30 protein-coding genes are annotated in these 26,700 nt (G+C 65.1%); 21 read left to right on the forward strand and 9 right to left on the reverse strand.

The genetic code is table 11. The features are described from left to right. Positions 1–317: 317 nt before the first annotated feature. Positions 318–1,487, forward strand: a complete 1,170-nt coding sequence (locus tag FJ954_RS23610; protein ID WP_140663493.1) for a DUF1972 domain-containing protein — start codon at positions 318–320, stop codon at positions 1,485–1,487. Continuing rightward, entirely contained in the window at positions 1,484–2,752 is a 1,269-nt protein-coding gene (locus tag FJ954_RS23615; RefSeq protein WP_140663495.1) for a cellulase family glycosylhydrolase, read from the forward strand. Before FJ954_RS23610 ends, FJ954_RS23615 begins: the two co-directional genes overlap by 4 nt. Before the next feature lie 45 nt (positions 2,753–2,797). On the opposite strand, the gene FJ954_RS23620 is transcribed toward FJ954_RS23615, so the two are convergent. Together FJ954_RS23620 and FJ954_RS23625 are read right to left on the reverse strand one after the other, a co-directional pair. Next, positions 2,798–4,153, reverse strand: a complete 1,356-nt coding sequence (locus tag FJ954_RS23620; RefSeq protein WP_181171322.1) for a VpsF family polysaccharide biosynthesis protein — start codon at positions 4,151–4,153, stop codon at positions 2,798–2,800. Position 4,154: 1 nt separating this feature from the next. Beyond that, entirely contained in the window at positions 4,155–6,287 is a 2,133-nt protein-coding gene (locus FJ954_RS23625; RefSeq protein WP_140663497.1) for a Wzz/FepE/Etk N-terminal domain-containing protein, read from the reverse strand. A gap of 283 nt (positions 6,288–6,570) precedes the next feature. Here FJ954_RS23625 and FJ954_RS23630 point away from each other — a divergent pair, with 283 nt between their 5' ends. The 8 genes from FJ954_RS23630 (at position 6,571) to FJ954_RS23665 (ending at position 13,087) form a co-directional block, all read left to right on the forward strand. Then, positions 6,571–8,094, forward strand: coding sequence for a formyl transferase (locus FJ954_RS23630; protein ID WP_140663499.1), 1,524 nt, complete (start codon positions 6,571–6,573; stop codon positions 8,092–8,094). 95 nt (positions 8,095–8,189) lie between these two features. Next, positions 8,190–9,398 carry an NAD(P)/FAD-dependent oxidoreductase gene (locus FJ954_RS23635; RefSeq protein ID WP_181166486.1) on the forward strand — a complete coding sequence of 403 codons (1,209 nt, stop codon included), beginning with the start codon at positions 8,190–8,192 and terminating at the stop codon, positions 9,396–9,398. A gap of 197 nt (positions 9,399–9,595) precedes the next feature. Continuing rightward, entirely contained in the window at positions 9,596–9,799 is a 204-nt protein-coding gene (locus tag FJ954_RS23640) for a hypothetical protein (protein ID WP_140617918.1), read from the forward strand. Positions 9,800–9,830: 31 nt separating this feature from the next. Further along, positions 9,831–10,058 carry a hypothetical protein gene (locus FJ954_RS23645; RefSeq protein WP_015316832.1) on the forward strand — a complete coding sequence of 76 codons (228 nt, stop codon included), beginning with the start codon at positions 9,831–9,833 and terminating at the stop codon, positions 10,056–10,058. Between the two features lie 368 nt (positions 10,059–10,426). Continuing rightward, complete coding sequence (locus FJ954_RS23650; protein ID WP_015316831.1) at positions 10,427–11,458, forward strand: hydroxyacid dehydrogenase; 1,032 nt, start codon at positions 10,427–10,429, stop codon at positions 11,456–11,458. A 113-nt stretch (positions 11,459–11,571) separates the two neighbouring features. Continuing rightward, the gene (locus FJ954_RS23655) at positions 11,572–11,955 is read left to right on the forward strand and encodes a DUF2379 family protein (RefSeq protein WP_140663501.1); all 384 of its coding nucleotides are present in this window, start codon (positions 11,572–11,574) and stop codon (positions 11,953–11,955) included. Positions 11,956–12,145: 190 nt separating this feature from the next. Then, positions 12,146–12,355, forward strand: coding sequence for a hypothetical protein (locus FJ954_RS23660; RefSeq protein WP_224622569.1), 210 nt, complete (start codon positions 12,146–12,148; stop codon positions 12,353–12,355). 48 nt (positions 12,356–12,403) lie between these two features. Then, positions 12,404–13,087 (forward strand): GntR family transcriptional regulator, encoded by a 684-nt coding sequence (locus tag FJ954_RS23665; RefSeq protein WP_140663503.1) that lies wholly within the window; start codon positions 12,404–12,406, stop codon positions 13,085–13,087. Between the two features lie 43 nt (positions 13,088–13,130). Here FJ954_RS23665 and FJ954_RS23670 read toward each other — a convergent pair whose 3' ends face one another. Both FJ954_RS23670 and FJ954_RS23675 read right to left on the reverse strand, forming a co-directional pair. Next, positions 13,131–14,132: an NADP-dependent oxidoreductase gene (locus FJ954_RS23670; protein ID WP_140663618.1), complete on the reverse strand. Its 1,002-nt coding sequence runs from the start codon at positions 14,130–14,132 to the stop codon at positions 13,131–13,133. A gap of 27 nt (positions 14,133–14,159) precedes the next feature. Beyond that, positions 14,160–14,975 carry an oxidoreductase gene (locus FJ954_RS23675; protein ID WP_015316827.1) on the reverse strand — a complete coding sequence of 272 codons (816 nt, stop codon included), beginning with the start codon at positions 14,973–14,975 and terminating at the stop codon, positions 14,160–14,162. Positions 14,976–15,078: 103 nt separating this feature from the next. Here FJ954_RS23675 and FJ954_RS23680 point away from each other — a divergent pair, with 103 nt between their 5' ends. From FJ954_RS23680 to FJ954_RS23695, 4 genes are all read left to right on the forward strand, one after another. Next, complete coding sequence (locus FJ954_RS23680; RefSeq protein WP_140663505.1) at positions 15,079–15,663, forward strand: TetR/AcrR family transcriptional regulator; 585 nt, start codon at positions 15,079–15,081, stop codon at positions 15,661–15,663. Positions 15,664–16,094: 431 nt separating this feature from the next. Further along, positions 16,095–16,397, forward strand: a complete 303-nt coding sequence (locus FJ954_RS23685; protein ID WP_015316825.1) for a hypothetical protein — start codon at positions 16,095–16,097, stop codon at positions 16,395–16,397. A gap of 268 nt (positions 16,398–16,665) precedes the next feature. Next, entirely contained in the window at positions 16,666–18,693 is a 2,028-nt protein-coding gene (locus FJ954_RS23690; RefSeq protein ID WP_140617914.1) for an acyltransferase family protein, read from the forward strand. Positions 18,694–18,944: 251 nt separating this feature from the next. Continuing rightward, positions 18,945–19,298: a hypothetical protein gene (locus FJ954_RS23695; RefSeq protein ID WP_140663507.1), complete on the forward strand. Its 354-nt coding sequence runs from the start codon at positions 18,945–18,947 to the stop codon at positions 19,296–19,298. Positions 19,299–19,408: 110 nt separating this feature from the next. Here the strand turns inward: FJ954_RS23695 and FJ954_RS23700 are convergent, their stop codons facing one another. The 3 genes from FJ954_RS23700 to FJ954_RS23710 form a co-directional block, all read right to left on the reverse strand. Continuing rightward, a complete protein-coding gene (locus FJ954_RS23700) occupies positions 19,409–19,936 on the reverse strand; it encodes a DUF6456 domain-containing protein (protein WP_348641142.1) in 528 nt (175 codons plus the stop codon). A gap of 99 nt (positions 19,937–20,035) precedes the next feature. Then, positions 20,036–20,407: a hypothetical protein gene (locus FJ954_RS23705; RefSeq protein ID WP_140663511.1), complete on the reverse strand. Its 372-nt coding sequence runs from the start codon at positions 20,405–20,407 to the stop codon at positions 20,036–20,038. Next, the gene (locus tag FJ954_RS23710; RefSeq protein WP_015316820.1) at positions 20,328–20,942 is read right to left on the reverse strand and encodes a DUF1376 domain-containing protein; all 615 of its coding nucleotides are present in this window, start codon (positions 20,940–20,942) and stop codon (positions 20,328–20,330) included. The genes FJ954_RS23705 and FJ954_RS23710 overlap by 80 nt, the downstream gene beginning before the upstream one ends. Before the next feature lie 93 nt (positions 20,943–21,035). On the opposite strand from FJ954_RS23710, the gene FJ954_RS23715 reads away from it, so the two are divergent. Next, complete coding sequence (locus tag FJ954_RS23715; RefSeq protein WP_015316819.1) at positions 21,036–21,317, forward strand: DUF982 domain-containing protein; 282 nt, start codon at positions 21,036–21,038, stop codon at positions 21,315–21,317. Between the two features lie 39 nt (positions 21,318–21,356). After that, on the forward strand, positions 21,357–21,713 hold the full coding sequence (locus tag FJ954_RS23720) for a DUF982 domain-containing protein (RefSeq protein ID WP_140663513.1): 357 nt from the start codon (positions 21,357–21,359) through the stop codon (positions 21,711–21,713). Between the two features lie 117 nt (positions 21,714–21,830). On the opposite strand, the gene FJ954_RS23725 is transcribed toward FJ954_RS23720, so the two are convergent. Next, positions 21,831–22,469 (reverse strand): GcrA family cell cycle regulator, encoded by a 639-nt coding sequence (locus FJ954_RS23725; RefSeq protein WP_140663620.1) that lies wholly within the window; start codon positions 22,467–22,469, stop codon positions 21,831–21,833. A 579-nt stretch (positions 22,470–23,048) separates the two neighbouring features. Between FJ954_RS23725 and FJ954_RS23735 the strand changes: the two genes are divergently transcribed. Further along, positions 23,049–23,744 carry a helix-turn-helix transcriptional regulator gene (locus FJ954_RS23735; RefSeq protein ID WP_181166485.1) on the forward strand — a complete coding sequence of 232 codons (696 nt, stop codon included), beginning with the start codon at positions 23,049–23,051 and terminating at the stop codon, positions 23,742–23,744. A 157-nt stretch (positions 23,745–23,901) separates the two neighbouring features. On the opposite strand, the gene FJ954_RS23740 is transcribed toward FJ954_RS23735, so the two are convergent. Continuing rightward, positions 23,902–24,204 carry a hypothetical protein gene (locus tag FJ954_RS23740; RefSeq protein WP_015316815.1) on the reverse strand — a complete coding sequence of 101 codons (303 nt, stop codon included), beginning with the start codon at positions 24,202–24,204 and terminating at the stop codon, positions 23,902–23,904. A 182-nt stretch (positions 24,205–24,386) separates the two neighbouring features. On the opposite strand from FJ954_RS23740, the gene FJ954_RS23745 reads away from it, so the two are divergent. The 4 genes from FJ954_RS23745 to FJ954_RS23760 all read left to right on the forward strand — a co-directional run bounded on the left by FJ954_RS23745 (position 24,387) and on the right by FJ954_RS23760 (position 26,664). Continuing rightward, positions 24,387–24,749, forward strand: coding sequence for a hypothetical protein (locus FJ954_RS23745; RefSeq protein WP_140663517.1), 363 nt, complete (start codon positions 24,387–24,389; stop codon positions 24,747–24,749). Positions 24,750–24,851: 102 nt separating this feature from the next. Further along, positions 24,852–25,478 carry a hypothetical protein gene (locus tag FJ954_RS23750; protein WP_140663519.1) on the forward strand — a complete coding sequence of 209 codons (627 nt, stop codon included), beginning with the start codon at positions 24,852–24,854 and terminating at the stop codon, positions 25,476–25,478. Further along, positions 25,475–26,095 carry a hypothetical protein gene (locus FJ954_RS23755; RefSeq protein WP_140663521.1) on the forward strand — a complete coding sequence of 207 codons (621 nt, stop codon included), beginning with the start codon at positions 25,475–25,477 and terminating at the stop codon, positions 26,093–26,095. Before FJ954_RS23750 ends, FJ954_RS23755 begins: the two co-directional genes overlap by 4 nt. After that, a complete protein-coding gene (locus tag FJ954_RS23760) occupies positions 26,092–26,664 on the forward strand; it encodes a hypothetical protein (RefSeq protein WP_140663523.1) in 573 nt (190 codons plus the stop codon). Before FJ954_RS23755 ends, FJ954_RS23760 begins: the two co-directional genes overlap by 4 nt. Positions 26,665–26,700 lie beyond the last annotated feature (36 nt).

Genomic DNA, 26,700 nt, shown 5'->3' on the forward strand with positions numbered 1-26,700 from the left:
ATGTAGAACCCGGATCACCATACCAAATGCTGCACGTCCTCCGCCGGTGTGGCGCACAGAAGTCCATGAGCAAGGATCATGCCGGCCCTGATTTCTCCGTCTGCAGGTCGCCCGGTCGCGGCATTGCCTTGTTTCGATACACATACGCTGGGATAGTTGACCGATAGTGAAACAACTCCGGCCGCTGGAAGAAATATTTTACACCCCGGTGCGATGATGGCTGGAACTGAGTCTGGCACGGATATTCGCTGGGCTGTGGTTTCCAGAGGGACGGCCGCGCATTGCGGAATCGAGCGGACTTGAAAGCGCCAGCAGCCATGAAACCTGAAATGCCCACCATCCTGATCCTCGGGACGCGCGGCATTCCAGCGGCCCATGGTGGCTTTGAAACCTTCGCCGAGAAGCTGGCGCTGTTTCTTGCCGGGCGCGGCTGGAAGGTCGGCGTCTATTGCCAGGAGGAGGTCGAGCGGGTCGACCAAAGGGTGCGTGTCGACACCTGGAACGGTATCGATCTCATCCACGTCCAGGTCGCCTCGAAAGGTCCCCGCGCGACGCTGGAATTCGACTGGCAATGCGTGCTCGACGCCGCCCGGCGGCCCGGCATCTGCCTGGTGCTCGGCTATAATGGCGCGGTCTTCCTGACCTGGCTGAGGCTGATGCGGCGCAAGATCATCACCAACATGGACGGCATCGAGTGGCGCCGGCCAAAATGGGGTATGGCTGCGCGCACATGGTTCTGGCTAAACGAATGGATCGGCGCCTGGGCCTCGCACCGCCTGGTCGCCGACCATCCGGTGATCGCGGACCACCTGGCGACGCGCCGGCCGCGCAGCGCCATCGCCACCATCACCTATGGCGCCGACCCGGTGACATCGGCACCGGAGGCGCCGGTGCGCGCGCTCGGCCTTGAGCCTGGCAACTACCTGATCTCGATCGCGCGTATCGAGCCCGACAACAACATTCTGCCCATGGTCGAGGCCTTCTGCAGCCAGAAGCGCGACATGAAGCTGGTGGTGCTGGGCACGCTTTCCCCCGATATCCCTTACCATGTCGCCGTCCGCAAGGCGGCGAACGCCTCGGTGGTGCTGCCCGGCGCCATCTACGACCAGGCGGCGGTGAAGGCGCTGCGTTTTCACGCGCGCGCCTATCTGCATGGCCACACCGTCGGCGGCACCAACCCGTCGCTGGTCGAGGCCCTGGCCGCCGGCAACATGGTGATCGCTCACGACAACCCCTATAACAGATGGACCGCCGGCGCGGCCGCCATCTATTTCACCGACCGGCAGAGTTGCGCCGAGCGGATGCGGCAGGCGATGGAGGATGACGCGTTGGTCAGGACCTGCGGCGCGGCCGCGAGAGCCCGCGCCAACGAAGCTTTCCGCTGGGACGATGTCCTGCTTGCCTATGAAACCGAAGCTTACCGGCTTCTGGGCGTGAGCGCCGCCGCAGCCCAGCCCGTCGACCGTCCCTCGGCCGGCGCCGTATGACGGGCTGGTCGCGACGGCGGCTGCTGAGGACCGCGCTGTCGACGGCGCTGGTGCCCGCAACGGCAGCACTCTCGTCCGCATCGCCCGCGCTGGCCGCCACCGGCGAATGGCGTTTTGGCCGCGGCGTCAACGCCTGGCCCTGGTTCGCGCTGACGCGTGAGTTTCCCGCGCCGCGCACCGACTATGACTGGCCGCCCTTCCAGTCGCAGCGGCCGGTGCCGACACCGGACGACCTTCGCCGGCTGCGCCGGACCGGGCTCGACTTCGTCCGCCTGCCGGTCGATCCCGGCCCGTTCCTGGCCGCCGATGCCGCCACGCGCGCAAAATTGCTGGCGATGCTGGACGATGCCGTCGCGGCAGTCATCGATGCGGATCTCGGCATCATCGTTAACGTGCAGGCCAACGGCGCCACCCATTACTGGAATCCCGACCGCATGGTCTCCAGCACCGCCGCGCCCGAATTCGAAGCCTATCGCGCGCTGGTCGGCACGCTTGCCGGCAGGCTGCAGCGGTTCCCGTCGGGCATGGTGGCGCTGGAGCCGGTCAACGAACCGCCGCAATCCTGCTCCTCCAACGTCTGGTCGAACGTCCAGGCGGCCCTCCTGGCGGCGGCCAGGGCGTCATCCCAGACGTTGCCATTGGTCGTCACCGGCGGCTGCGGCTCGATGGTGAGCGGGCTTGCCGCGCTCGATCCGGAACCGCTGGCGGCCTTCGAGCCGATCCTGTTCACCTTCCATTTCTACGAACCCTATCTGTTCAGCCATCAGGGCGCACCCTGGATGCGCGAGCCGGTCTACCGCGCGCTCAACAACGTGCCATGGCCAGCCTCCGCCGGTTCGCTCGAACGGACGCTGGCCTCGGTCAGGGCCCGCATGGCCGGGGACACCGAAACCTCGGAAGCGGACAAGCAGGCCGCTTATGCCGAAACCGAACGCGTGCTGAAGGTCTATTTCGACGCCAGGCCAGATCGCTGGTTCGTCGACAAATATATCGGCCAGGCGCGCGATTGGGCCGACAGCCACGGCATCGCCCCGACGCGCGTCATCATGGGCGAATTCGGCGCGCTGCGCACCGACGCCCGCTACGTCGCCGCCCCCAATCCCGACCGCGCCCGCTACATCGCCGATGTCAGGCAGAGCGCCGAGGCATCCGGCTTCCCCTGGGCCTTCTGGGACCTGTTCGACGGCATGGGCATGATGGACGACAAAACCCGCTCGCTCGACCCGGCGATGGTGGATGCACTCGGGTTGAGGATGCCGGAATAACCGCCTTCCAAATGCGGCCGAGTTCCTTGTCGCCGTAGAGCAGCGCTACCTCGGCACCCCTTGTGCGCCCGGACGCCCCGCCGTCCGCGCTGGCCGCACCGGCCTGTAAAGCGCCAGCGCGATCACCACGAACTTGGTCATCAGCGTCGTCTTGGACGCCAGGCTTTCGGAGGTGTTGAGCAGGATCAGCCAGCCCAGCATCGGCAGCCAGATGCCGGGATGGCAGCGGCGTGCCACTTCGTGCATGAACAGCGCGAAGCCGAAAAACAACAGCAGGGTGAAGAAGGCGCCCTGATAGAGGAGCAGGCGGATGATCGGGTTCTCGATGCCCTGTTCGAGGCCGTTGATGCGGCGCAGGCTTTCGATGAGATCGATGTCGGGCCCCACGATCAGGTCGCGCAGTTCGAAATGCTTGAACAGCTCGAACATTTCGACGCGGGCGTTGGCGCTGCCGCTGTCGGACACGAAGCGCTCCAGCAGCGCGTCGAAGAAGCCGTAGGAGAACAGCATGACCACCACGACCGGCAGCAGCGAGGCGAGCATGACGGCAAGGGCGGCACCCGGCAGGCTGATGCGTCCTCGCCGCAGATAAGCCACGCCACTGAAAAGCAGATAGATGCCGCCGAGCGCGATCGTCGTCACCATCGCCGAGCGCCCGCCAAATACCACCAGCGCCGCGCATTGCAGGCCGATCAGCCCGAGCCGCAGCGGCATGGACAGGGATTTCGAACCGGAGAGCAGCGCCAGCACATAGATCGAGGTGATCGTGGCGTTGGACAGAGGATGGCCCTGGAGCGCCGTCGAGCGCAGGTCGTTCATGAACACCTCGCCGTCGAGCCGGTAGGGGAAGACCAGCGTCTTGGTGGCGAACTCGAACAGCGCCAGCAGCGCGTTGACCGTCATCACCGCGTGCACCACGGTTTGCATGCGGGCGAACGTCTTTTCGTCGGCCTCGGCCAGCATCATCACCAGCAGCGCCGCCGCCACGAACGTGTCGATCATGCCGGCCATGCCGGGGCGCTGCCTGACGATGACGACGACCAGCAGCATGATCGACATGACGGCCAGCAGCGCGCTGGCAGGCCGCCTGTCGGCGATGGCCAGCGTATAGCCGACCGGGTTGCCGAACGTGCAGGCGCGCCAGGCAAACATCAGCACGAGCAGATAGGTGGAAGGATGGATCTTGGTCGCCGGATTGCCCGTCAGGCCGTCGTAATTGTAGCCCACCAGCCACAGCATGCCGCCCGAAATGCTGAACAGCAGCGCCACCACCGCGACCAGGCCGTAGCCGGTCACCCAGTCGACGGAATTGCCGGTGCGGGGCGCGGTCGGGGCTTGACCCTGGCCAGCCCAGCCGGCCGCCGGGGTGGCGGACCGGGCGGCGCCCCGGATGGCAGCCATGTCAGGCCGCCTCGTCGACCAGCAAGGCGCCGGTCGGCAACCGCCCCATGACCGAAATGGCTTGCGAGGCCGCCGTGACGTCGCGCATCGGCGTCGCGTTCAGCGTGGCGACGAGCACGATCTCGTCGACCATGGCGACCAGCGGTGAGGCGTTGAGATTGTCGGCCAGCGCGCCGCCATCGACGACGACGAGTTCGAAATTGCGGCTCGCCTGGGCCAGCATATGCTGTGTGAAATAGACGCCCTGCGCCTCGGAAAAAGCAGCCTTCGGCCGACCCTTGCCCAGAAGCGCGACGTTGCTGCCGGGCGCGTACTGGCTGAGCGCTTCGAAGGCGTATTCGCCGCGCAGCACGTCGAGGAGACCTGGCTGCGGCTCCTTCTGGCTGCCGCCGGCATTGTTAGTGTCGATGAACAGGACACGGCTGCCCCTGGCAGCCGCCGCGTTGGCCAGCAGGCGCGCCACCCGGCCCCGCTGCGCGGCGTCCTCTGGCGCCGACGTCACCAGGATCGACGGTACCAGTGGCCAGTTCGGCGGACGCCGGCTGGAGGAGAACAGGCGTCTCAACGCCAGGCCGGCGACGGCGTCCATCTTCTGTCCGGCCGGCGCGGCGGCGCCGCCGAAAGGCCACCAGCGGCGGCGCGCTGATTTTGCCGGCAGCACGCCCACCACGGGCGCGTCGATGGCCGATTGCATCTGCGCGCTGGAAAGCACCGTCGGCGATGAATATTCCGCGATCAGCGCCATGCCGGTGCCGAGCCCCAGCCCGCCGAAGAACGCGCCGAACACCAGCAGCAACAGCGGCGGCCAGCTCTTCTTCAGGGCCGGCATGGCGTCGGAGATGATGCGCGCATTGGTGCTGTCGACATTGACCTGCTCGCGCGTTTCCTGCGCCCGTTGCAGATAAGTGGCATAGACGGAGCGCACCGCCTCGAGATCGCGTTGCAGTTCGCGCAGCTTGACCGAGGCCTGGTCGGTGTCGAGCGACTTGCTCTTCATGCCCGCGACCTTCGCTTCCAGCGCCTGCTGGTTGGCCAGCGCGCGCTCGTAGTCGGTTTCGGCGGCGGCGGCGATACGACCGAGTTCGCGCGCGATGAGCGCGCGCGTGTCGCGCAATTGCTGCTGGGCCGCCATCATCGAAGGATGGCGCGGCCCGAGCTCCGTGCCGAGCTGCGAAACCTGGTCGACAAGTGTCGCCTCCTGCGCCCGCAGGCTCGAAATCACCGCCGAGCGCATCGCTTCCGAGGTCGCGTCCGGCGCGCCGCCGGACCGGCGCAACTGGTCGACCTGCGCCTTCAGCGTCGCGGTGCGGCTCTGCGCGGCGGCGAGCTGCGTGTTGATCTCGGTCAGTTCCTGGTCGCTGACCAGATTGCCGGCGGCCATGACCATGTTGTTGGCCGACCTGTAGGCCTCGACCGCATTCTCGGCCCGCTGGACGCGCTTGCGCTGCTCGTCCAGCCGCGCCGTGATCGAGTCGGAAGCATCCGTGGCCATCTTCGCGCGCGCGCTCGCCTGATCCGCCAGGTAAGCCTGCGCGATGGCATTGGCGAGCTTCGCCGCCTTGTCGGCGCTCTTGGCGGTGACGATCACGTCGAGGACCAGCACCTTGTCGGCCCGCTTGACCGCAAGCCGCCGGCGCAGCGCATCGAGCGTCTTGCCCGTCTTGTCGGTTTCGGCCGAGCCCGAGCCCAGCACGCCGCCGAGCAAGCGGCTCAACAACCCGCCCTGCCCGTTGAATTCCGGGTCCTCGGTCAGGTTGGTCGCCGCGATTGCCCTGAGCAGCACGCCGCTCGACTGGACGACGGCAACCTGGCTTTCCACCATGGTGATGCCGCCATCGGGCGGAACGCGGCTCGGATTGACGTCGTTGGTGACCACCTGCAGGTCCTGCGGATCGACGATGATCTCCGCCACCGAGCTGTAAAGCGCCGGCGTGAACAGTCCATAGAGCAGCGCCCCGAGGGTCAGCAGCGCGGCGGTGGCAAGGATCAGGAAACGGCGGCGCACCAGAATGCGCTTCAGGTCACCCAGCTCGACGGTCGAGGACGGATAGGACGCGGCCGGCGGTGGCTCCGGCGCATATTGCATCACCTCTGGAGCGTGTTGTTGCGGCAACGAGAGCAGGGATGATTGCAAAGGTCGCTCCGACAACACTCCATGTGCCCCAAAAGCTTAAATTGCGGCTTAAGCTTAGCTATTACTCCAACTGTTAAAACACTGTTAATTATGTTGGGAGCTCCTCTGATTTTTGGCACGGAGTTTGCGTAGCAGAGGCATGGGCCGTGTTGACAGGGCGCAAGCGAGTGGGAAACGAATGGAAATGGAGCAACATCTTCCTCCAGTCCGACCGTCGCCCACCGATCGTGCCTAAAAATCGAACACCGGCCAATACCGAACATCAGAATTCTAGGGGTGCGACATGCAGGTGAGCCTGCGCCTGGACAGCGACTGCCTCCGTGCCTTTCACCTGCTGCTGCTGCAGCGCCTGGCCGCGCTCGCCGAGGTCGCGGTCAGCGTCGACGCACGCCCAGCCGGGAGCGGCATTCCAGGCAGCGTCGCGGCACTGTTCCAGCTTGAAACGGTCATCCATGGCTTGCCCGCGGACGGACTGGCCAAGCGCCTGCCGTTGTCGGCGCTGGCACCCTACCGCACGCAGCCCGCCGCCGCGCCCGACCTCGTGCTCGACCTCTGCGGCGATGTGCGAATGGAAGGAACACGCGTCTGGCATGTGACCTATGACGGCGCCGGCGGCGAAGCGGCCCTGCTGGCGTCGATCCTCGATGGCCGGACCCCGCGGGCCTGCATCGAGGAGAACGGCGCCGTCGTCGCCGAAGGACGCCTGGGCACCGAATATGGCGGCATTGCGCTCGCCTCGTTCCAAGACATGGTGGCGCGCACGGCAAGCCTGATCCTGGCGGCGGTGACGGGCGCGGCGCGGGGCGCCCTGCCCGCCCTGCCCGAGCCGGAGGACGGCAGGGGGCCGCCATCGCTGCCCTCGGCCGGCAAGCTCGGCGTCAGGGCGGGCAAGGCATTGGCGCGCCGCGTCGTCCAGAAGATCTACCATCTCTGCTACAACGCCCCGCACTGGAAGGTCGGCTGGCGCCAGACCGGCGGGCGGGATCTGTTCGACCTGCGCGCGCATCCGGCCTCTGGCTGGCGAGAATTGCCCGACGACGGCAGCCGCTTCTACGCCGATCCGTTCCCGATCCTTCATCAGGGACAGGTAACCCTGTTCGTCGAGGACTATATCCACCGCCTGGGCCGAGCCATCATTTCCGCCGTGCCGTTTGGTCCGTCGGGGCCGATCGGCCGTCCGGAGCCGGTGCTCGATCTGCCCTACCATCTCTCCTACCCCTTCGTCTTCGAGCGTGATGGCGAGGTTTGGATGGTGCCGGAAAGCTGCGCCAACCGGACGGTGGATCTCTACCGCGCCACGGCCTTCCCGGGCGGATGGGTCAAGGAAGCGACGCTGCTGTCCGACATCGTCGCCAGCGACGCCACCTTGGTCGAGCATGGCGGCTCGTGGTGGCTGTTCGCCACCGTCCGGGACGGTGAAGGCAGCGCCCGGGACGGCGGCGGCGCCTTCTCGGACGCGCTGCATCTGTGGTCGGCGCCTGACTTTCGCGGCCCCTGGACGCCGCATCCCAGGAATCCGGTGCTGATCGACATCGCCTCGGCGCGGCCGGCCGGACGCATGGTCGAACGTGACGGCCAGTTGCTGCGTCCGGTACAGGACTGCCGCAGGAGCTACGGCGGCGCCCTTGGCATCGCACGCGTCACTCACCTTGATTTGAACGGCATGGAGCAGCGTGTCGAGACGATCTTAACCCCCGGCGCGCTATGGAGTGGGCGTAAGCTGCACACGCTCAACGAGGCGGGCGGCCTGGAGTTCATCGACGGCTCGGCGATCGCGCCGCGCTGGAAAAGAGGTGGCGGTGGTTAACCTAAACGTTTGTTACTACCGGCCACCCGCGCTGGTTGCTTGAGGTTGATTATGGTCCGGAAGATATTTTCCACCACGGATTGTGGAGACAGAAGATGACCAGCATGAAGGGCAGCGAAATCACCCCCGCCGACGCTGACCCCATCGAAGTCGACGTGGCGATCGTTGGCGCCGGAATGGCCGGCACCACGCTGGCAACCGTGTTGGCAAAAGCCGGCCGCAAGGTGGCACTGATCGATCCGCACCGCGTTCATCACGACGAGTTCCGGGCCGAAAAAATCGGTACCGATCAGATACGGCTGTTCGAGAAGCTCGGCCTCGACAAAACGATCATGCGGCTCGTCACGCCGTTTGACGACATTCATGTCTTCCGCCTTGGCCAGTTGTTCGCGCGTGAGCGCAGGCCCGAATACGCATTTTCCTATGGAGCGTTGATCAACGGGCTGCGCGATGCCCTTCCCCCGCAAGTGCCGATAACGGTCGGCAAGGTCGCCGAGGTCTCGACCGGACCGGACCGGCAGCGCCTTGTGCTGAACGACGGCAGGGTCATCACGGCTCGCCTGCTGGTGGTCGCCACCGGTCACAGCGAAGCGGTGCGGCGCGCCATCGGCGTCGAGCGGGTCGAGCAATCGAAAGCTCATTCGCTGTCGATGGGTTTCGACCTCGCCATTCCGCCGCGCGAATGCGGCTACCAGGCCGTCACCTGCTACGGCAGGCGGGCCAGCGACCGCGTCGCCTACATCACCGTCTTTCCTCTCGGCGACAAGATGCGGGCCAACATGTTCGTCTATCGCACCGTGGCCGAACAATGGACGAGGGACTTTCGGGCCAATCCGCAGAAAATGCTTTGCGAATTGATGCCTGAAATATCGGCGCAATGCGGCAACTTCGCTGTCTCAAGTCCCGTCGAGGTCCGGCAGATCAACCTGACCACGACGCAAGGCCATCGCCGCGACGGGGTCGTCTTCATCGGTGACGCGTTCTGGACGACATGCCCGACGCCGGGCGTCGGCATAGGGCGGGTCATGATCGACGTCGATCAGCTCCATTCCGTTCACATTCCACGCTGGCTGGAAACGCCAGGCATGGCGGCGGACAAGATCGCCGCTTTCTATGACGATCCGGTCAAGCTGGCCTCCGATGAGGCCGGCATGCGTGTGAGTGTCTATGCCAGGCGGATCACCACCGAAACCGGGCTGGAATGGCGCGCGCGGCGCCTGCGCAACAACACGGCACGCAGGCTGATGATCATCGGCCGCAAGGTGCGCCATTTGGGAATGCGGCGGGAGCCGGGCATGGCGTGAGGGGGCTTTCCACCCTCTATCGTCATCGTGGTTCTGTCCTGAGGGCCGTACCTCTAACCTGCCTCCACCCCTCCCGGAGAAGGAAACCGCTGGAGCGCTTCACCGGGACAGCGACATCGCGCTCAAAAAGCAGATCCAGTGCCGTTCGGTGGGAACAAGCGGCTTGCCGACAGGTTATTCCCGCAGGAGATCCTGTCATGGTCAAGAATATCGACCGCGCGTTGCAGGATGCTATTCTGGCAATGCGCATTCTTCGCAAATCCATCATTGATCATGGGCATATGGAAGCCATGGCCGAATTTGACGGCTTGATGAGCGTGACCATATCGGAGGCCGAGCGCCAACTCACCAGTTGGCAGACCGGTCATCGCGCCGAGCGATCGGACCACGCAGAATCCTGACGCGATCTCAAAGCTCGGACCCAACGGAACCTTGCCGAACGGCGTTGGTTTCATGGAATGCGACACGCTGCCGGAGGACAAAGTGGCCCGATTGGTCGACAAGCATAAGCTTGAGAGAGCCGATCGCGAGTCGCGGCTCATCCTCGACGCCGAACGGCAGGCCCGCGACGCAAAGACCGAGCGCCTTCGCAAGCAGCGACTGTCCGCCGAGCCAAGCGGCGAGCGACAGAAGCCCGCACCGCCGAAGCGGCGTGGGTGACGGCCTGCTCGTTCGCAAAGGCAAAAGGCGCGATCGGTCGATCGCGCCTTTGTTCGACCGGCGAATGCAGTAGCCCATTCAGAGCGTGGTCGGTAACCCTGAAGATCCGCTTAGAGCAGTGACGGCCGAAAGCCGTTCGCGCTTCTGCCAGGTTGGCTTCTCGTATTTCTTCACCAGCTATCTCCCCTTGTTGGATACCGCAGAGAACACCGGCTTCGCCGCCAATGTCAATTGTACCATGACGACCGTGGTGATTGTTCGAAACGCCCCGCGCCGGGCGAATCGGTCCACCGTACTTTCAAATCCGCCGGTACGGGATAGATTTAGGACCGAGAAAGCGCCACAAGCCGCGTGGGAGGACCTTGCCAATGTCAGACACCGCCTTGCCGCTGGTGATCAGCGCGCCCGAGCCGCGCACGCTCGAACTGATCTTCACGCCGCCGCAGCTGGCGCGCCTCAAGGCGCATTATCGCATCGTCGAGACGACGCCCGACGGCGTGGCGCGGCTGCCGGCCGAGGTGCTGGCCGAGGCCCGCTACATCGTCGGCCAGCCGCCGATCTCCCCGCGGACGCTTGAGGCGATGAAGGCGCTGCGCTGCGTCTTCAATGTCGAGAGCAACCTCCTCGACAACATGCCCTACGAAACACTGTTCGCACGGGGTATCCATGTCGTCACGACGGGCCTGGTCTTCGCCGAGCCGGTAGCCGAGCTCGGCCTGGCCATGGCGCTCAACCTTGCCCGCGGCATCGTCGATGCCGATCTTGCTTTCCGCAAAGGCGAAGAACTGTGGGGCGGCGACGGCAACCAGACGGCGCGGCTGCTTTCAGGAGCCGATGTCGGCATCATCGGCTTTGGCGATCTCGGCCGCGCCCTCAACCGCCTGCTGTCGGGCTTCCGCACCCACACGAAGGTGTTCGACCCCTGGCTGCCGCCGTCGATCCTGAGGGAAAACGGCGTCGAGCCGGCCTCGCTGGACGAGGTGCTGTCATCAAGCGACTTCGTCTTCGTCGTCGCCTCAGTAACCTCCGAGAACCAGGGGTTTCTGGGCGCCGATGCTTTTGGCAGGATGCGCAAGGGAGCCGCCTTCATCCTGCTCAGCCGTGCCGGCGTGGTCGATTTCCCCGCCTTGATGGCGGCTGTGAAGAGCGGCCACATCCTTGCCGCCAGCGATGTCTTTCCCGAGGAGCCGCTGGCAGTCGACCATCCCGTGCGCGCGCTGCCCGGCTTCCTGCGCTCCGCCCATCGCGCCGGCGCCCTCGACATCGCCTTCAAACGCATGGGCGACATGGTGCTGGAGGACATGGACCTGATCGACCGTGGCCTGCCGCCGCTGCGCTCCAAACGCGCCGAGCGCGAGACGGTGTCGAGGATGCGCTCGAAGCCGTCCGACAGGAATTGAGCAACCGCGCGGGTGTGCTCAACCGCATAGGCGGGTTTTGTACCAAACCGTACGCTGAATCCCCTTTGAGATGCACCTTCGGAGGCGTAAAAAACAACCTCAGGGAGGTAGCGATGGTTGGAAGCCATATAGACGTGGCGCGGGCAGCTATCGAAGCCAGCTTCCTGCTACGACATCGTTCCATTGCTGGAAACATCGCCTTTCGCCGCGAAATGGACCATTCCAGGCGCGCGATCGCGCAAGCGCGCGAGCTTCTGAAACGCCTTCGCCAACGCCAGCGCGATGGCAACAGTCGAGCCTGGGAAGCTACAGACCCGGTTCCCTTTGCCGTCTCAGCGTTCGATGCCGACATTCTGCGCGCTGTGTTTCGAGATCTGGTCTCCGAAGCGAACGTGCCCGAGTGTCAATGGCGCGATCTGGCCAAAAGCCTGGTTCACGAGTTTACCGGCTGCGAGCTGGTCGAGACCGGCTTGATAGAATGGCTCATCCACAAATAGTGACCCGCAAAGGTCCGTGAGCCCGTCTCCCAGAGATGCCCGCGCTTCCTGATGGAACGATCGCGCCGCCGGCTGGTTTTGCAAATGGCCGGGCGGTGGGAAGCCCGGCGTACTCGGAAGGCCCGTCACGAGTCGCGTCGGTGGCGGGCCTTTCCATGTCCAGCAGCGATATTGGCCGAAGGCCCCATTCGTGGCCGTGCAGTGGGCGCCCTTCTCCGAACCGGTCCTGGTCGGCCAGGCCTTCGTGCTGACCGGAGCGGGGCCGGGCTGCCTGCCGGTCATCATGCGCCAGCAAGTCGGCAGGATCAGCCTGCGCCACGCGATGCGGATGTGCGGCGTCGTCAGCCTCGATGACACGCGCCTCGACCAGCTTGTGGCCAGCCTCGCGCGCGAACGCTAGAGTGGTCGGGGCCAATGACGATTTGGCCGGGCCAGCAAGAGGATCGCGATGCTCAACACGGTCGACTATGGCGGCAAGGAAGCCGATATCGTCCATGCGCTGGAGGAAGACATCATCTTTGGCCGGCTGGCGCCCGGCACGCGGCTGGTCGAGGACGTGCTGCTGGCCCGCTTCCCGGTCTCGCGCCACACCATCCGCCAGGCCCTCTACCAGCTGGAAAGGCTTGGCGTCGCCACGCGCGAGCGCAATAAGGGCGCCACGGTGCGCCGGCTCGCCCCCGAGGAAGTCCGCCAGATATACGAGGTGCGCGAGATGCTGCAGCGCCAGGCCGCGCTGATGATCCGGCTGCCGGCGAGCGAGGCGCTGATCGCCGAGCTGATCGAGATCCACCGCGTCTACAGCGCCCATGTCGACGCCGGCTACCTCAGAGGCATCCATGAGGCCAACGACCGCTTCCACCTCACCATGTTCTCGGCCTGCGGCAACGCCTATCTCGTCTCCTCGATCGAGCACTATATGCGCCTCAGCCTGCCGGTACGGGCGAATTCGCTGGCCGACCGGGACAAGCTCGAAATCTCGCGCCAGCATCATCTGATGATGATCGAGGCACTGAAGCGCAGCGACAATTGGGTGCTGGCGCAGCTCTGCGTCGACCACCTGCAGCCGAGCAAGGCGTTTTATCTCAGGGAGGTCGAGATGGGACCGGTGGGCCGCGACGCCGGCCAAGGATGATGACGGGCAGCGCCGGGGACAGGTGACGCGCTGCCGCGCCATTCTATCTGACCTTGATGACGACCTTGCCTTTTGCCCGTCCGGTCCCGACATAGGTCAATGCTTCGTTGGTCTGTTCGAATGGGAAGACCCGATCGACGACGGGGCGTACGGCGCCGGATTCGATGAGCGACGTGATCTTGCCCAGCTGGTCGCCCTGCGCCCACATGAACAGGAACGAATAGTCGACACCGGCGCGTTTTGCCTTGCGGCGTATGCCACGGCTGAGCAGGCCCACGATCAGCCTCAGGACGATGTTGAGGCCTTGTTTCCTGGCAAAGTCGGAATCCGGGGGACCGGAGATGGAGATCAGCTTGCCGCCCGGCTTCAGAACGCGCAGCGATTTTTCGAGCGTCTTGGCGTCCTGGCTGTTCAGGACAACGTCGTAGCCCTGCAGGACGTTTTCGAAATCGTCCTTCTTGTAATCGACGACGATATCGGCGCCGAGACTTTTGACCAGATCGGTGCTCGCCGCGCTCGCTGTTGTCGCGACCGTCGCGCCAAGATGCTTCGCCAGCTGGATGGCGAAGGTCCCCACACCGCCGGAACCGGCCTGGATGAAGACTTTCTGGCCCTTCCTCAGTTTGGCTTTCTCGACCAGCACCTGCCAGGCAGTCAGGCCGACGAGCGGGATCGAGGCGGCCTCTTCCATGCTGAGGTTTTTTGGCTTCAGGGCCACGTCGGCTTCGTTCATGGCTATGGATTGCGCGAATGTCCCGATCCGGCCATCGCGCGGCCGGGCATAGACTTCGTCGCCTGGCTTGAAGCCGCGGACTTTCGATCCGACCCGCACGACGATCCCTGCCACGTCGTGGCCCAGAATGAAGGGCGGGCGATAGGGCAGGATGGGTTTGAACTCTCCGTCCCGGACTTTGGCATCCAGGAGGTTCACGGCGGCGGCATGGATCTCGACCAGGACATCATCGTCCCGCGGATCCGGCTCTGGCATTTCGGCCAGCCGCAGGGCGCCCTTCTTCTGATATTTGTCGACGACAAAGGCTTTCATCATGGTCACTTTCTGAAAATCGTTTGCTCAGGCAGGCAAGCGGAACTGCTTGCGCAAGGTCTTGTCGAACATCCCGGCGGGCGCGAAGCGACGCAGCAGGCTGACCTGCCGGGCCGCCTTGCCCGCGGTGTAGCGCCGGCGCGGCTGGCTGGCGGTCGCCGCTTTGACGACCACATCCGCCACCACTTCCGGCCGATCGGCTTTGGGCATCACATCGGCAAGCAACGCCTTGAAGCCGGCTCGCGCCCGATCGTATTCCTTCAGCACGGAATCCGGTTCTATTCCATTCTGGTCGAAGACGGTGCGCACGAATGCCGGCTCGATGACCGAGACGCGAATATTGAAGGCACGAATCTCATGATCGAGCGATTCCGAATAACCTTCGAGCGCGTGCTTGACCGCGGAGTAATGCGCCGAATATGGCGCGGGTACCAATCCCAGGATCGAGCCGATATTTATGATGCGTCCTACGCCCTGCCGCCGCATCGACGGCAACACCGCATTGGTCACGCGCATGACGCCGAACAGATTGACGTCGAACAGCGCCTGCACCTGCGAGATCGAGGATTCTTCGGCTCCTCCAAACATGCCGACGCCGGCATTGTTGACCAGCAGATCGATGCGGCCGGTCTGCGCGTGTATGGTTGAAACGAGTGCATCGATGGCCTTGTCGTCGGTCACATCGCAAACCAGCATGGTTACTCCGTTCGGGCTGTCGCCGAGCTTGCGGCGGCTTGTGCCGAACACGGTAAATCCCGCTCGCGCCAGCGCTTCCGCGCTGGCGCGGCCGATGCCCGAGGAGGCTCCCGTGACGAGCGCGGTCTTTCCCGAATTCCTGTTCATTTGGTGCTCCAAAATCATGAGGGCTAGCTTTTTCGCCTCGTTAGAATTACGCTCGTAATATCATATTACACTCATAATGCAATAGAAGAAAGGAATCGCAGCCATGCGCTATGAAAAAGGCCGGAAGGACGCCTCGCGCAGCCGGATCATGGAGGTTGCCGCCAACCGTTTTCGCGGTGACGGTATCGCTGCGTCCGGGCTCGCAACCATCATGAAAGACGCCGGCCTGACCAACGGGGCCTTCTATCCGCACTTTCAATCCAAGGCGGCGCTTGTCCGTGAAACCGTGGCAGCGGCCTTGGAGGATCAGTCGGACCAGATCCGCGAAGCTTTGGCTGCCGGCGGCCTGGATATGGCCATCGACGCTTATCTGTCGACGGCACACCGGGACAATCCGGGACAGGGCTGCGCGTCCGCCGCATTGCTGCCGGAGATCGCACGCGAGCCTTCCGAAACACGTCAACTCTATACCGAGCGCTTGCTGACCCAGGTGCGCCAGGTGGCGGCGGAACTGCCGCCGCGGACCCGGAATCGGGAAAGCGTTGCGCTGGGCATCTTTGCGACCCTTATCGGCGCCCTTCAGATGGCCCGCGCCGTGGACGGAACGGAACTCTCGGAACGCATCCTGGCGGCAGGGGCAGACGCGGCGCGCACGCTGATCCAGCGGGATAGCGAGGCTTCCTCCTAGGTTCGAGCGAAGTTGTAGGCTCAGACGAAGTCTGCAAGGTGCCGGCAAGCTGATCTTGGCTTTCGTAGCAGAGGCGCTTGACGGTCGCTGGGCGCTGAAACTTTCCGCAAGCCGGCCTCGTTGCTGCGCAATCGCTTCCTGAGGCGATGACAAGTCCCTCCAATCAATGCCTCGCTGGCTGCGCCCGCGAGGCCTTTTTTGTGCGGCGACAAGGCCGTCCTGCCGGAACCCGGAACCATCCGCGAGCCGCGAAGTTGTCCAGACGACCTGAAGCCTGGTCGTCCAGCGTCAGCGGCGATGAGCAGCAGCGGGGAAGATTGCTCAAAACCAAGCAGTCGCCTGGAGCCGTGGCTCGCGTTCCAAATACCGCAAATATTTCTAACCTTGATCGTTGCTTCGACGATCACAAAGCAACAGGGAAGGATCCAGTCATGAACATCAAGATGATCTGTCTTGGCGCGATGGCGCTTTCGATGGCCACCGGTTCGGCTCTCGCGGGAGGCAGCACGGGAACATCCGCTCTCGACGATCCTGCCAAGATGAAGCCGTTCTACACGGACTCAGGCATGAAGAAGATGGTCGGCAATGATGACTTCGTCAAAGCCTGGAAGGCCCTCACGCCCGAGGACCAGACCGCCATGAAGACCGCCTGCGCCGACGAGGCCAAGAACGCCAACCCGACCAACACGCATCCGGAGTTCTGCAGCAGCGTGAAATTGAACGGCGGCAGTTGATAACGCGCCGCAGCCGTGAAAACAGCCCCGTTCGCGGGGCTGTTTTCGTGACCGCCGTGCTTTGCCCTGCCGCTACTCATTCGGCCCCCACTCCAAGTGCCTGACCCCACGAGTTTTTGCCTCGATCAACACATTTCCCGCTTTTTTCAAGAAGAGGAAAAAACAGCGTCCTTGCTCTGGCCATGTTGCACTGCGAAATATATGCTGCATTGCAATATCGGCTACCCGGCCGGACAGGTGACGGCTGGGCGCAAACGAAGGAGCTGTGGTGGCGGCATCGTTTCGGCCTGACATACAGGGCTTGCGCGCGCTGGCGGTTGGCGGCGTCGTCGCCTACCATTTCGGCCTCACGGCGCTGCCTGGCGGCTTTGCCGGGGTCGACATCTTCTTTGTCATTTCCGGCTGGCTGATCACCACGCATTTGATGCAGGAGATCACCGAGACCGGCCGGCTCGACCTCTGGCGCTTCTATGCCAGGCGCGCACGGCGCCTTCTGCCGGCCGCCATCTTCGTCATCCTGGTCACGCTCGCCGTCGGCACCTTCATCATGGCGCCGCAGGAACAGGCGCTCTATTCGCGCGGCGCCATGTATGCCGCGGCCTACACCATCAATCTGTGGCTGCTGCGCTGGTCGTTCGACTATTTCGCCGCCGATGCCTTGAGCAACCCCTTCATCCACTTCTGGTCGCTGTCGGTGGAGGAGCAGTTCTATCTCGTCTGGCCGGCACTGCTTGTCTTCGCCGCCTGGCTGCATCGGGGCCGGCGCATGACGGTGCTCGTGATCGGTACCGTCGGCCTCGCCTCCTTCGCGGCTTGTCTCTGGCTCACCAGTCTCTCGCCGGCCTGGGCTTTCTATTTCTCGCCGCTGCGGGCCTGGGAATTCGCCGCCGGCGGCCTGGCGACCTTTGCCGCGCCAATCTTGTGGCGGCATCAGTCCTGGCTGCGGGCGGCACAGGGATGGCTGGGCTTGGCGCTGATCGCCGTCGCCTATCTCTGTTTGAGCGAAGACCTGCCCTTCCCCGGCTGGTACGCGCTGCTGCCGGTTGCCGGCTCCGTGCTGGTGCTGTTGAACGGCGCCGGCGAGCAGGGCGATGCCCCGGCCAGGACTCGCTGGCGAGCCTCGGCGCCCGCCGCCATGCTCTCGCTGCCGCCCTTGCAGTGGGTCGGCACGCTCTCCTATTCGCTCTATCTCTGGCATTGGCCCGTCATCGTCTATGCCACCATGCTGCAGCCCCACCTCGGCGTGGCGCAGCGCATCGGCTGCGCCGTGCTGGCGCTGGCGCTGTCGGCGGCCACCTACCGGCTGATCGAAAACCCCGCGCGGCGCGGCGACTGGCTGGCGGCGACAGCCAGAGCCTTTCGCTTCGTCGCCAGCCCGGCCGCAGGACCGCTTCGGCTTTTCCCCGGGCTTGCCCTCGCCCCGGCCCTCGTGCTGACCGCCGCCGGCGTGGCTGCGGCCTACGCCAACGCGCATCTGGCCACGCGCAACATCGACCCCACCCAGCGCGGCATTGAAGAGGCCGCCGAACAGCCGTCCATCGCGCGCGCCGTCGACAAGGACTGCCTGCTCGATTTTCACACGGTGGAGCCGAAACCTTGCACCTTCGGGCCGGCCGACGCCGCCCACACCATCGTGCTGTTCGGCGATTCGCATGCCGACCACTGGTCGACGCCGCTGGTCGAGGCAGCAAAACGCAACGACACCAAAGTGATCACCTACCTCAAATCCTCGTGCCGCGCTTCACGCCTGTCGACCTTCAACGCCGTGCTCAAGCGCGACTACACCGAATGCGACGCCTGGCGCGAACAGGCGATTTCAGACATTATCCGCAGCAAGCCGCGCCTGGTGGTGATCTCGGAATTCTCGATCGGCAATCTGACACGCGACATGTCCGCCGCCAGCCGCAAGGCCGAGATAGCTCGCTGGCAGGCTGGCCTGCGCTCCACCTTGGAGGCCTTCAGCCAGGCAGGCGTCGAGGCCGCCGTCATCCGCGACACGCCGATCGGCGACAGCTTCGCGAACGCCTGCGTCGCCCGCGCGCTGTGGTGGCGCGAGGCGCCGTCGCTGTGCGACACGCCGAGGGCCGAGGCCGCCAATGACGACGTGGCCGCCGCCGAGCGCGCGGTGGTGAAAAGCATCCCCGACACGCTCTATGTCGACCTCACCGACCGCTTCTGCGGCCCGACCGAATGCCACGTCTTCATCGACGGCAAGCTCGCCTTCCGCGACAGGCATCATCTGGCGACGGCCTTTGCCGAGACATTGGCAGGACCGCTGGAAAAGGCGCTGTTTTAGAGGGTTCCTTTCCCCTTGTGGGAAAAGGAAGCGCGCCCGCTTACTCGGCCCCCGTTGCATCCAGGGGAAATGGACGGCGGCGGCCAAGGTTCAAAACGCCCCCCAGCATGCTGACAGGTACGGCCAGGGCGGCATCGCCGGACAGGTCCTTTCGCGCCCCGGCAAACAGCTCGAACGATCGATCCACCGATTTATGGGAACAGGGCCGCGGCTGCAGCGTTTATTAGGCGCACCTTAAGAAGGAGGTTGTCATGAAAAAGCTCTTGCTTGCATCCGTGATCGCGGTCGCTTCGGCGGTGGCGGTGATCGCTCCGGCAAATGCCGCCAGTATCACGCTCGGCATCGGGAACGGCTATGATGACGACTACTACGTTCCCAGACATCGCGACTATTACCGTCACTACTCCGACGATAGCGACTATTTCGGTGGCTACTCCGACGATGGTGCCTATTACCGCCGTCACCACTATCGTTATGGCGTGTACGACGACGGCTACCGGCCGCGCTATTACGGCATGTACCATCGCCGCTGCCACACCGAGCTGGTGAAGCATTGGCGCCACCACCACCGTGTAATCGAGAGAGTGCGGGTCTGCGGCTACTGACCTTGGGATTTGGCCCGGCCGGCGTTAGCCGGCCGGATCAATATTGCCGTCCGGCTTGCGTAAAACACCAGCATCTGCCGGCGCGCCCGCATCGTCGGGGTTGAACAACCCTAACGCCCCATCATCATCCCATAGTGCACGGCCAGCAGGTCGAGCCCTACCTTCAACAGCTTCGTCACCACGTCGCGGCCTTCGCCATCCTGTTCGGCCACGGTCTTCACCGGCTGTTCCAGGCACACGACCTTATGCACGATTGCCGCCACATCCCAATGCCCGAGGGCCCGTGTTGCGGCGGCGTGCGCGCGGCCGGCGTTGAGCACGCTGTCGGCGATGCCGCCGCCGATGCGGCCGCCGTCGACGCGCTCCGTCCAGCGCATCGGCTTGATATCGGCCTGCTGGCTGCACCGGAAGTGCTCGCGGTAGCGCATGCCGGCCTCGCGCTGTTGGCGGGTCAGCGAGGTGATGCCCAGCAGCGGGTCGACATTGCGCACCCGCACGATGCCGCCGGTGGAAGTGTGGCCGTCATTCGACACCTCGTAGACGCGCCGCGCCTCGGCCGTGCCCGGTGTCAGCCGCTTGCGGCCGAAGGCATCGTCCTTCAGCGCGAAATCATGGCCGACCTCGCGACGGATGCGCACCTGCTCGGCCTCGCCTCTCGGCAGTTTCGGCGCTTGCGGCCTGGCAGGTTTTTTTGGGCATGGGTGGCTCCTTGGTTGTGTTCGAGTGGTGGCCAATTCTCAGTCGGCTCTGGCATGGCCGAGGGCGTCCCCCTCTCCGTCCGGGCTTCGCCGGGCCACCTGCCCGCCGCTTCGCACAGGCGAGGAAACCAGGCCGGCGCCCCTCCGCGCCAGCAACTCCCGCATCACCCGCCGCTCGCGCACTTCGATGCAGAGCTGCGCGCTCGAAGGGCAGAACTGCGCGTTGCCGCTCCTCACCTCGCCGCGCACGAAGCGCTGGATGGCGGCCTGCAGGTCGCCCAGCTCGGCATCCCTGATCGCGCCGAGGTAGCCGCGCAGTTGCATCTCGACGTCAGTCAGGGCGGATTGCGGGAAGCAGGAGAACATTGCCGCCAGCGCCTTCGTTGCCTGCTGCAGTTCGACCGTGGTCATATCCGCGGATCTCCTCGATGATGGCGTTGGCGGCGTCCCCGTGGGTTTTCGGCCTGGTCCAGCCCGGCGGCTTTTTGAGCCGGCCCGGTCTTTCGCGCCCTTCGCGCGCTGAAAAAGCCGAAGCTTTTTCCATCTGGTTTCTGGACTCTGGAGAATGCCGCGTCAAAACATCGGCATTTGCTTGGGTATGCGCCTTTGTTTTCAAGGCGGTGGCGGCTCCGCCGCGCGCGCCGGCGGCCGCTCTCGCCTCGCTCTTGAGCCGCGCCTTGCGCAGCTCCTTCGTCAGTCTCTTGTGTCCGATCTCGTCGCCCTCGCGCTCGAAGAAGGCGAGCAGCTCGGCACTGATCGCGCGCCATCGCTTCAACGGCAGGCGCGCCACGCGCGCCAGCCTCGCGTCATCCTCGGGCAGGCTTCCCCCGGCGTTCCACATCGCCATCAGCAGCAGCATGTAGGCGCCGATCTGCTCGGTCGAGAGTTGCAGCGTGTCGCCGACGAAATCGGAGACGTAGAGCTGCATGAAGGGCCGTTCGCTCATGCCGCGCACCACCTCGTTCTTACAGCCGCGCTAATGGAACCCGCCGCCGGTCCGGACGTTGTGACGCGTCCATGCCCAAGGGGAGGATTGCCCATGACGGCTTTCATGCCGGTGACCCTGCGTTTCTGCGACAACAAGACCATGCTGGTCGGCTCGGTGGCCGATGCGGCGATGGCGCTTCGTCACCAATGGCCCGACAAAACCGCGCCGGGCTATCTCGAGGCGGCACGGCTCGTCCGGCTCGCGGTCGAGGGTACTTGCTGTCCGCGCCCCGCCTTCGAGGCCTTCCGCGAGGCGGCCAGGCAACAAGGCATATTGGTGGCCAAGCCAAGAAGCCGCGCGCATGAGTGGCTCGACGCGGCGGCGAGCCCCTGAGACGGCCGCGATGCAACCGGCGGCAGGCCTTGTGCGTTTATGAGCGTCGGCTCGAAAGCCGCGCCCGGACCGAAGGTGAATGCCGTGGGTACGATGAAGACCGGAGTGCCGCTCAAAGTCTCCCTGGACGGCCATGTCGAGGAGATCGAGACTGTCAGCGAGGCCGCCGATTTCCTGCAGCGCTGGCCGATCGAGCGGCGGGGCCACGTCTATCGCAGCGCCCTCAACGCCTGCAGCGCCGCCATCGCGGCGCAGATCTCGCAATCCGATGCAATGAAAGTGTTCACCGGCTTTGCCCGGGTTGCCGGCATTCTGGTTGCCGGCGGCGGCCCGGCGACGATGCTGGAGCGACGGGCGGTGCAGCCGCCCAAACAAGGGCGCCAGATGCCGAAATAGCGGTGCGGCGCGATAGGCGTTCACGGTAATTCTCCCGGTATTGGCGGCGATCGAAACTGGTGACGGCGGCGTGAGAAGCGCCTTTTCCTCCATTCAACGGGGAGAAGGGACCGAGCTTCACCCGGCTTCGCAAACAGGGCGGTGAAAGCGCGCCTGATGATAGCTGCAGTAGCTTTTCAACGCCGTGGTGCGCATGCCGCAGCACAGCATGTCCTGGCCGGGCCGTCCGCGGGGCTGACCATTTTTAGCATCTTCCTCCAGCGCCAGGTCGAGCGGTGCGCGGCAGCGGGTGAACAGGCAATCGATGAAGCGCATGGCCACGCCATGCGGCTGCCGGCCGATAGGACCGCGCGGCGACGCCGGCACCTTGAAGCGGTAGGTTTGCCCATCAGCGATCAGCACGCCCGCCTCGCGTTGGAAAAGCCGTGGCCGGACGGGCGAAGGGGCCTGCTTCGGCCGCACGGCCGGTGTGCTCCCCGGCTGCGGGATGGCGCCGGCACGGCTCGTTGGAGGTTCCGCCTTGGCGGCTCGGCTCGCCGCCTTGGCCATCGCCGTGCCGGCTGCCGACGGGCCCTTGCCATTGGCGAAGCCGATCGCGCCCAGCATGGCATTGCGATGGACGATGCCGATAATGGCGTTGCGCGATACTGGGCTGCCGCGCTGTGCGCTGAACGCCGCCGCGATCCTGGAGGCCGAAAGCCCATCCCCGAGCCAGGCGGCAATCGCCTGCAATTCGCTGTCACTGTAGCTTGCCATGTCCGTCTCCATTGCGCGGCCAGCGGCCGCCGTGGACGGCGCCGTCAGGCAAGCGTCGGTTTGCCCGCGGCCGTCATGGGCGCTGTCGGGCCTGGTCGGCCTGTCGGCCGCTGGGATTGCTGTGGACGAGCCGGCTCTCAGCCTCGCCGGGCGACCTGCGGCGAGGCGCGCAAGCCGCGCCCGCGCCAGGTCTCTATCGGGGGGCCGAACCAGCCCTGCCCGTCATCGGCTCGTACAGGATCTACGGTGCCGTTCTGCGTGCGACAGGCAACACCCGCGGCCGGGTCGAATGGGGGGCCGGAGCCGCGGGGAGCGGCGGCTCCGGCCGTTCCGGCCGCCGGGAACGGGCGGACCGGACGCAAGGCCGATGCACCAAGGCAATCGGCTTCGCGCTTCGCCCCGGCCGGGGAGGAGGCGGCCGGGGCGGAAGGGAAAGGGCAGGCCGGCAAGGCCGGTCTGGAGGTGCTGTCGACTCTGAGAGGGTTGAGCTTTTGCATGAGTTGATATAAGCATAACTCAAAAATTGATGCAAGCCATTCTTTCATGGACGAAAGCAGGACTTGCCGCTCACATGAGGCCATGGTGAAAACGCAACTGTCGATCAGGGTCGGGGCCGCGATCCGCCAGGCACGCAAGCAGCGTGGCCTGGTCATGCGCCACATCGCCGAGCACAACGACACCGATGTCGCCGCCGTCGGCAACTGGGAAACCGGGCGCAACCTGCCCAAGACCGAAAACTTGCTGAAGACCGCCGCCTTCCTGCGCGTCGACCCCGTGGCGCTGGGCCAAGGGCAGGTCGTCTTCCTCGACGATGCCGGCCCGGTGGCGGACGCCGAGATCGTCACCGACGCCGGCCCGCTGCCGGCCGGAGCGATGGACATTCCGGTGCTGGGCGCCGCCGTCGGCGGCGACGACGGCGACTTCACCTTCAACGGCGAGCCGGCAGGATACGTGCAGCGTCCGCCAGGGGTCCGCAACCTGCCGAGAGTATTCGCGCTCCATGTCCTCTCGGATTCCATGGTGCCGCGCTACGAACCCGGCGACATGATCTATTGCGGCGGCCGCGACGCGGTGCCGGGCGACCATGTGGTGATCGAGACCTTTCCCGACGAGAACGAGAAGAACGGCAAGGCCTTCATCAAGAAACTGGTCCGGCGCACGGCGGGTGAGCTGGTGGTCGAGCAGTACAATCCGCCCAAGACGCTGACCTTCAATCGCTACGCCATCAAGCACGTCTGGCGGGTGATTCCGCTGAAGGAACTGCTGGGATACTAGGCCGGGCCTGCGTACCGCGGGCTATCGCCCGCGAGCCACGATAGCATTCAGCGTCAAGGACAACACCGTGACGATCTTGCAAGCCTTTCACGCAGGGCGAGACGTTGCCCTCTTCGACGAAGACGACGTCTGCTGACGACTTGGCCAGCCGGCGCCCTCAAGCCCGCCTCGACCCCTCCAGCGGCACGTCGCGGCCGCTCAGCATGCGCGCTTCCGAGCGCACGCGCTGGCGCTCGTCGATGAAAGCGGCCTGGATCGAGATCGCCGTGCCAGGCAGCCCGTCGGCCCGGCAGGCCGAGCAGACAATGCGGCCCGACAGCGCGGCCAGCGGCGTGCTCCCATTCACACCGAAGCGCTTCAACTGATCGGGCCGCCACCACCTGTTGCGGCCGCAATCGGCGCACTCGACCGACAGCGAGGCGACCTGCGCGATCACTGCTTCCCTGCCTGGCAACGCCATCACTTCTCCGTCCTTTTGTTCGTGCTTTGTTCCTATCTTCCCGTGTTTCGAAGCAGGAGTCGAGTCGCAGTTTCCAAACTCATCCAAAAGTCTCCCTTCTATGTATGTTTGAGTTATGCTTATATCACACTTGCAAATGTGAGTCGGCGCGGGATCACCTCGCGCCAGATCCGGGAGCAAGAATGGATGCCGCCGATTTCGCCCGCGCCTGCGGCTACACCGGCGACAGTCCCGCCTTGCTCGAAGCCTTCGAGGCGATCCGCCGCACCGGCATCGCGCAGGCCCGCCTGGATCATTTCAGGCGCAAGGCCGTCATCGACGAGTTGAAGCGCGCCGAGCCGCTGTTCCTGGCCGCGATCGACCCGGCGCTGTCGGCGCACGAAGCCGTCGAGGATGCAGCCCGTTTCATCGCCGGCTGGCGCAACATGCCGCGCTGGCGCCAGGAACGGCGCCTGGCCGATCTTGCCAGGGCGAAGCAGCAGCGGCTCGTGGCGCGCTTCTTCCGCCGTTTCGGCCATCGTCTTTGGGCACTTGAAGCAGCCTGAGGCCCGAGCACGGCTGGACCGAGCCATTTGCGGTTTCAATCCCTGATTTTTCTTTCTAGATTGCGCCTGGGGTGCCTGTTCGTTCGACGCACATAATTTGGAATGTTCAAGACTGCCCGCTCAAAAGTTCAGACCTGGATAACGGCCGGCGCGGGGACCATTGCCGCCTTGTTCGTCGCCGGCCTGATGGGGGCATTCGGCGCCCTGCCCGCCCATGATCCACCACAATTGCCGCCAGACGCCGTCATCGAGGCCGGCCGCTGGCGCCTGCAGCCGGTGCGCGCCTATGTCGGCCATGCCGGGGTCCACGGCGTGCCGCTGAAGCCGGGCCAGAAGGCACTGGTGCTGGAAGTCGACATGACCAACCGCACCGCGCAATCCGACAAGGGCTATTTCAACGTCTTCGCGCCGGACGGCGTGATCCTGTCCGATCCCGTGCCGATGATCGTGTTGACACGCGATTCCACGATGACGCCGGAACTGCATCCCGGCATGACCGAGCGCATGGCCTATGTCTGGCCGCTTGCCGGGGACGCCGCCGTGCCGGCAAGCCTCGCCTTCGGCGTCACCGCCGAGATCTTCAAGCCGCGCGACAATCTCTATGGCACACCAGGCTGGTACAACCCCTACCGGCTCGGCACCGTCACCTTGCCGGTCGCCGACCTGCCGACGGCCGGGCAGTCGCAGAGTGGGCAGTCTCAGAGTGGGCAGCCGGAAAGCGGCCCATGAGGATACGCGTGCTTAGCAATCTCGCGATCCTTTGCGCCACCGTGGTGCTGAGCTACGGCATGCAGATGACGAAGCCGCATTATGCCGACCTTACCGCACCTATCCCCATCGATGGTTCGATGCATGACACGGTGCGCGCGCGCAGCTTCGTTGTCAGCTTGGACAAGGTGATCTTCGCGCGCCAGCTCAAGACCAATCAGTTCGGCCAGGAGAAGCTTTTGACGACCAGCGGCCTATGGGCGGTGGTAACAACAAACCTCACCGCGACCAGCACCTCCACCGCGGTCGCCGACGGCTTCTGGCAAGGCCCGACCGGGCTGCGTTATCACCAGACGGAGCGGCTGGGCTACCGCCCCGACATGCCGCCGCACGGCGTCGATCCGGGCCTGGACAACCATAGCCTGTTCGTCTTCGAGGTACCACCGGACCAGATCCGCGGCGCCAGGCTGCTGATATCAGCGCGCCAGTTCGGCCCGCTCGACGCGCAGGCCCGCATCAGCCTCGACGCGCTGCCGACCGGCGCTGACGGCCAGCCGGCCGACATCCTGCCGGAATTCGACCTCGACGCGGCGCCGGGCCTGACACCGCAGGACAAGACACCGCAGGGCAAGACATGAGCGCCGTTTCGACAGACACCCCGACCGTGGACCGGCAATCCGAGCGACGATGGCGCCGGCGCGGCTTGATGGCGCTCGCCATCCTGCTGCCGCTGACACTGGCCGAGACCAGCCATGACAGCGTCCGCGAATGGCTGCATGGCGAGGACCTTATCGCCAGGGATGTCGAGTTCGGCCAATCCGTGCCGTTCGGCGGCAGCGGCTGGAAACTGGCCGATTTGCGCGGCGGCAAGGCTGGCCGCCTGCCCAACCACGCCTACGCCGTCATCGCTACCTTCACCGTGACCATTGGCGACCCAGACCTGCAGAAACAATGGCTGGGCTGCAAACTTATGCTGACCGATGCCGCCGGGCGCCGATGGCTGCCCGATTTCATCAGCGGCGTCAGCCTGCCCGACGGCGTGATGAATTGCGCTTCGGCCATCTTCTCCGGCGCCAAAAAAGGCGATGTCATCACCGTCGGCGACACCTTCATCGTGCCCGAGGACGCGGTGAAAACCATTCGCCCCGCCGTCGGGCTGGGCAGCGAACGGCCGTGGTATCTGCGTTTCCAGCGGCCGCCGAAGTGACAACGCCCCAGGCTCGGCTCTGCAAGGCCGGCGCCA

The organism is Mesorhizobium sp. B2-3-15 (genome assembly GCF_006442875.1).
Taxonomy (GTDB): domain Bacteria; phylum Pseudomonadota; class Alphaproteobacteria; order Rhizobiales; family Rhizobiaceae; genus Mesorhizobium; species Mesorhizobium australicum.

What these genes read in the sequence shown, in the direction of transcription:
- FJ954_RS23675 (WP_015316827.1), bottom strand. Translation starts at nt 14,975, where the DNA reads ATGAACAGGAATTCGGGAAAGACCGCGCTCGTCACGGGAGCCTCCTCG.
- FJ954_RS23705 (WP_140663511.1), bottom strand. Translation starts at nt 20,407, where the DNA reads ATGACCACGGTCGAACTGCAGCAGGCAACGAAGGCGCTGGCGGCAATG.
- FJ954_RS23665 (WP_140663503.1), top strand. Translation starts at nt 12,404, where the DNA reads ATGCTCAACACGGTCGACTATGGCGGCAAGGAAGCCGATATCGTCCAT.
- FJ954_RS23740 (WP_015316815.1), bottom strand. Translation starts at nt 24,204, where the DNA reads ATGGCGTTGCCAGGCAGGGAAGCAGTGATCGCGCAGGTCGCCTCGCTG.
- FJ954_RS23715 (WP_015316819.1), top strand. Translation starts at nt 21,036, where the DNA reads ATGACGGCTTTCATGCCGGTGACCCTGCGTTTCTGCGACAACAAGACC.
- FJ954_RS23760 (WP_140663523.1), top strand. Translation starts at nt 26,092, where the DNA reads ATGAGCGCCGTTTCGACAGACACCCCGACCGTGGACCGGCAATCCGAG.
- FJ954_RS23640 (WP_140617918.1), top strand. Translation starts at nt 9,596, where the DNA reads ATGGTCAAGAATATCGACCGCGCGTTGCAGGATGCTATTCTGGCAATG.
- FJ954_RS23750 (WP_140663519.1), top strand. Translation starts at nt 24,852, where the DNA reads ATGTTCAAGACTGCCCGCTCAAAAGTTCAGACCTGGATAACGGCCGGC.
- FJ954_RS23710 (WP_015316820.1), bottom strand. Translation starts at nt 20,942, where the DNA reads ATGAGCGAACGGCCCTTCATGCAGCTCTACGTCTCCGATTTCGTCGGC.
- FJ954_RS23695 (WP_140663507.1), top strand. Translation starts at nt 18,945, where the DNA reads ATGAAAAAGCTCTTGCTTGCATCCGTGATCGCGGTCGCTTCGGCGGTG.
- FJ954_RS23725 (WP_140663620.1), bottom strand. Translation starts at nt 22,469, where the DNA reads ATGGCAAGCTACAGTGACAGCGAATTGCAGGCGATTGCCGCCTGGCTC.
- FJ954_RS23735 (WP_181166485.1), top strand. Translation starts at nt 23,049, where the DNA reads ATGGTGAAAACGCAACTGTCGATCAGGGTCGGGGCCGCGATCCGCCAG.
- FJ954_RS23630 (WP_140663499.1), top strand. Translation starts at nt 6,571, where the DNA reads ATGCAGGTGAGCCTGCGCCTGGACAGCGACTGCCTCCGTGCCTTTCAC.
- FJ954_RS23615 (WP_140663495.1), top strand. Translation starts at nt 1,484, where the DNA reads ATGACGGGCTGGTCGCGACGGCGGCTGCTGAGGACCGCGCTGTCGACG.
- FJ954_RS23755 (WP_140663521.1), top strand. Translation starts at nt 25,475, where the DNA reads ATGAGGATACGCGTGCTTAGCAATCTCGCGATCCTTTGCGCCACCGTG.
- FJ954_RS23650 (WP_015316831.1), top strand. Translation starts at nt 10,427, where the DNA reads ATGTCAGACACCGCCTTGCCGCTGGTGATCAGCGCGCCCGAGCCGCGC.
- FJ954_RS23620 (WP_181171322.1), bottom strand. Translation starts at nt 4,153, where the DNA reads ATGGCTGCCATCCGGGGCGCCGCCCGGTCCGCCACCCCGGCGGCCGGC.
- FJ954_RS23685 (WP_015316825.1), top strand. Translation starts at nt 16,095, where the DNA reads ATGAACATCAAGATGATCTGTCTTGGCGCGATGGCGCTTTCGATGGCC.
- FJ954_RS23610 (WP_140663493.1), top strand. Translation starts at nt 318, where the DNA reads ATGAAACCTGAAATGCCCACCATCCTGATCCTCGGGACGCGCGGCATT.
- FJ954_RS23635 (WP_181166486.1), top strand. Translation starts at nt 8,190, where the DNA reads ATGACCAGCATGAAGGGCAGCGAAATCACCCCCGCCGACGCTGACCCC.
- FJ954_RS23680 (WP_140663505.1), top strand. Translation starts at nt 15,079, where the DNA reads ATGCGCTATGAAAAAGGCCGGAAGGACGCCTCGCGCAGCCGGATCATG.
- FJ954_RS23720 (WP_140663513.1), top strand. Translation starts at nt 21,357, where the DNA reads ATGAGCGTCGGCTCGAAAGCCGCGCCCGGACCGAAGGTGAATGCCGTG.
- FJ954_RS23745 (WP_140663517.1), top strand. Translation starts at nt 24,387, where the DNA reads ATGGATGCCGCCGATTTCGCCCGCGCCTGCGGCTACACCGGCGACAGT.
- FJ954_RS23655 (WP_140663501.1), top strand. Translation starts at nt 11,572, where the DNA reads ATGGTTGGAAGCCATATAGACGTGGCGCGGGCAGCTATCGAAGCCAGC.
- FJ954_RS23670 (WP_140663618.1), bottom strand. Translation starts at nt 14,132, where the DNA reads ATGAAAGCCTTTGTCGTCGACAAATATCAGAAGAAGGGCGCCCTGCGG.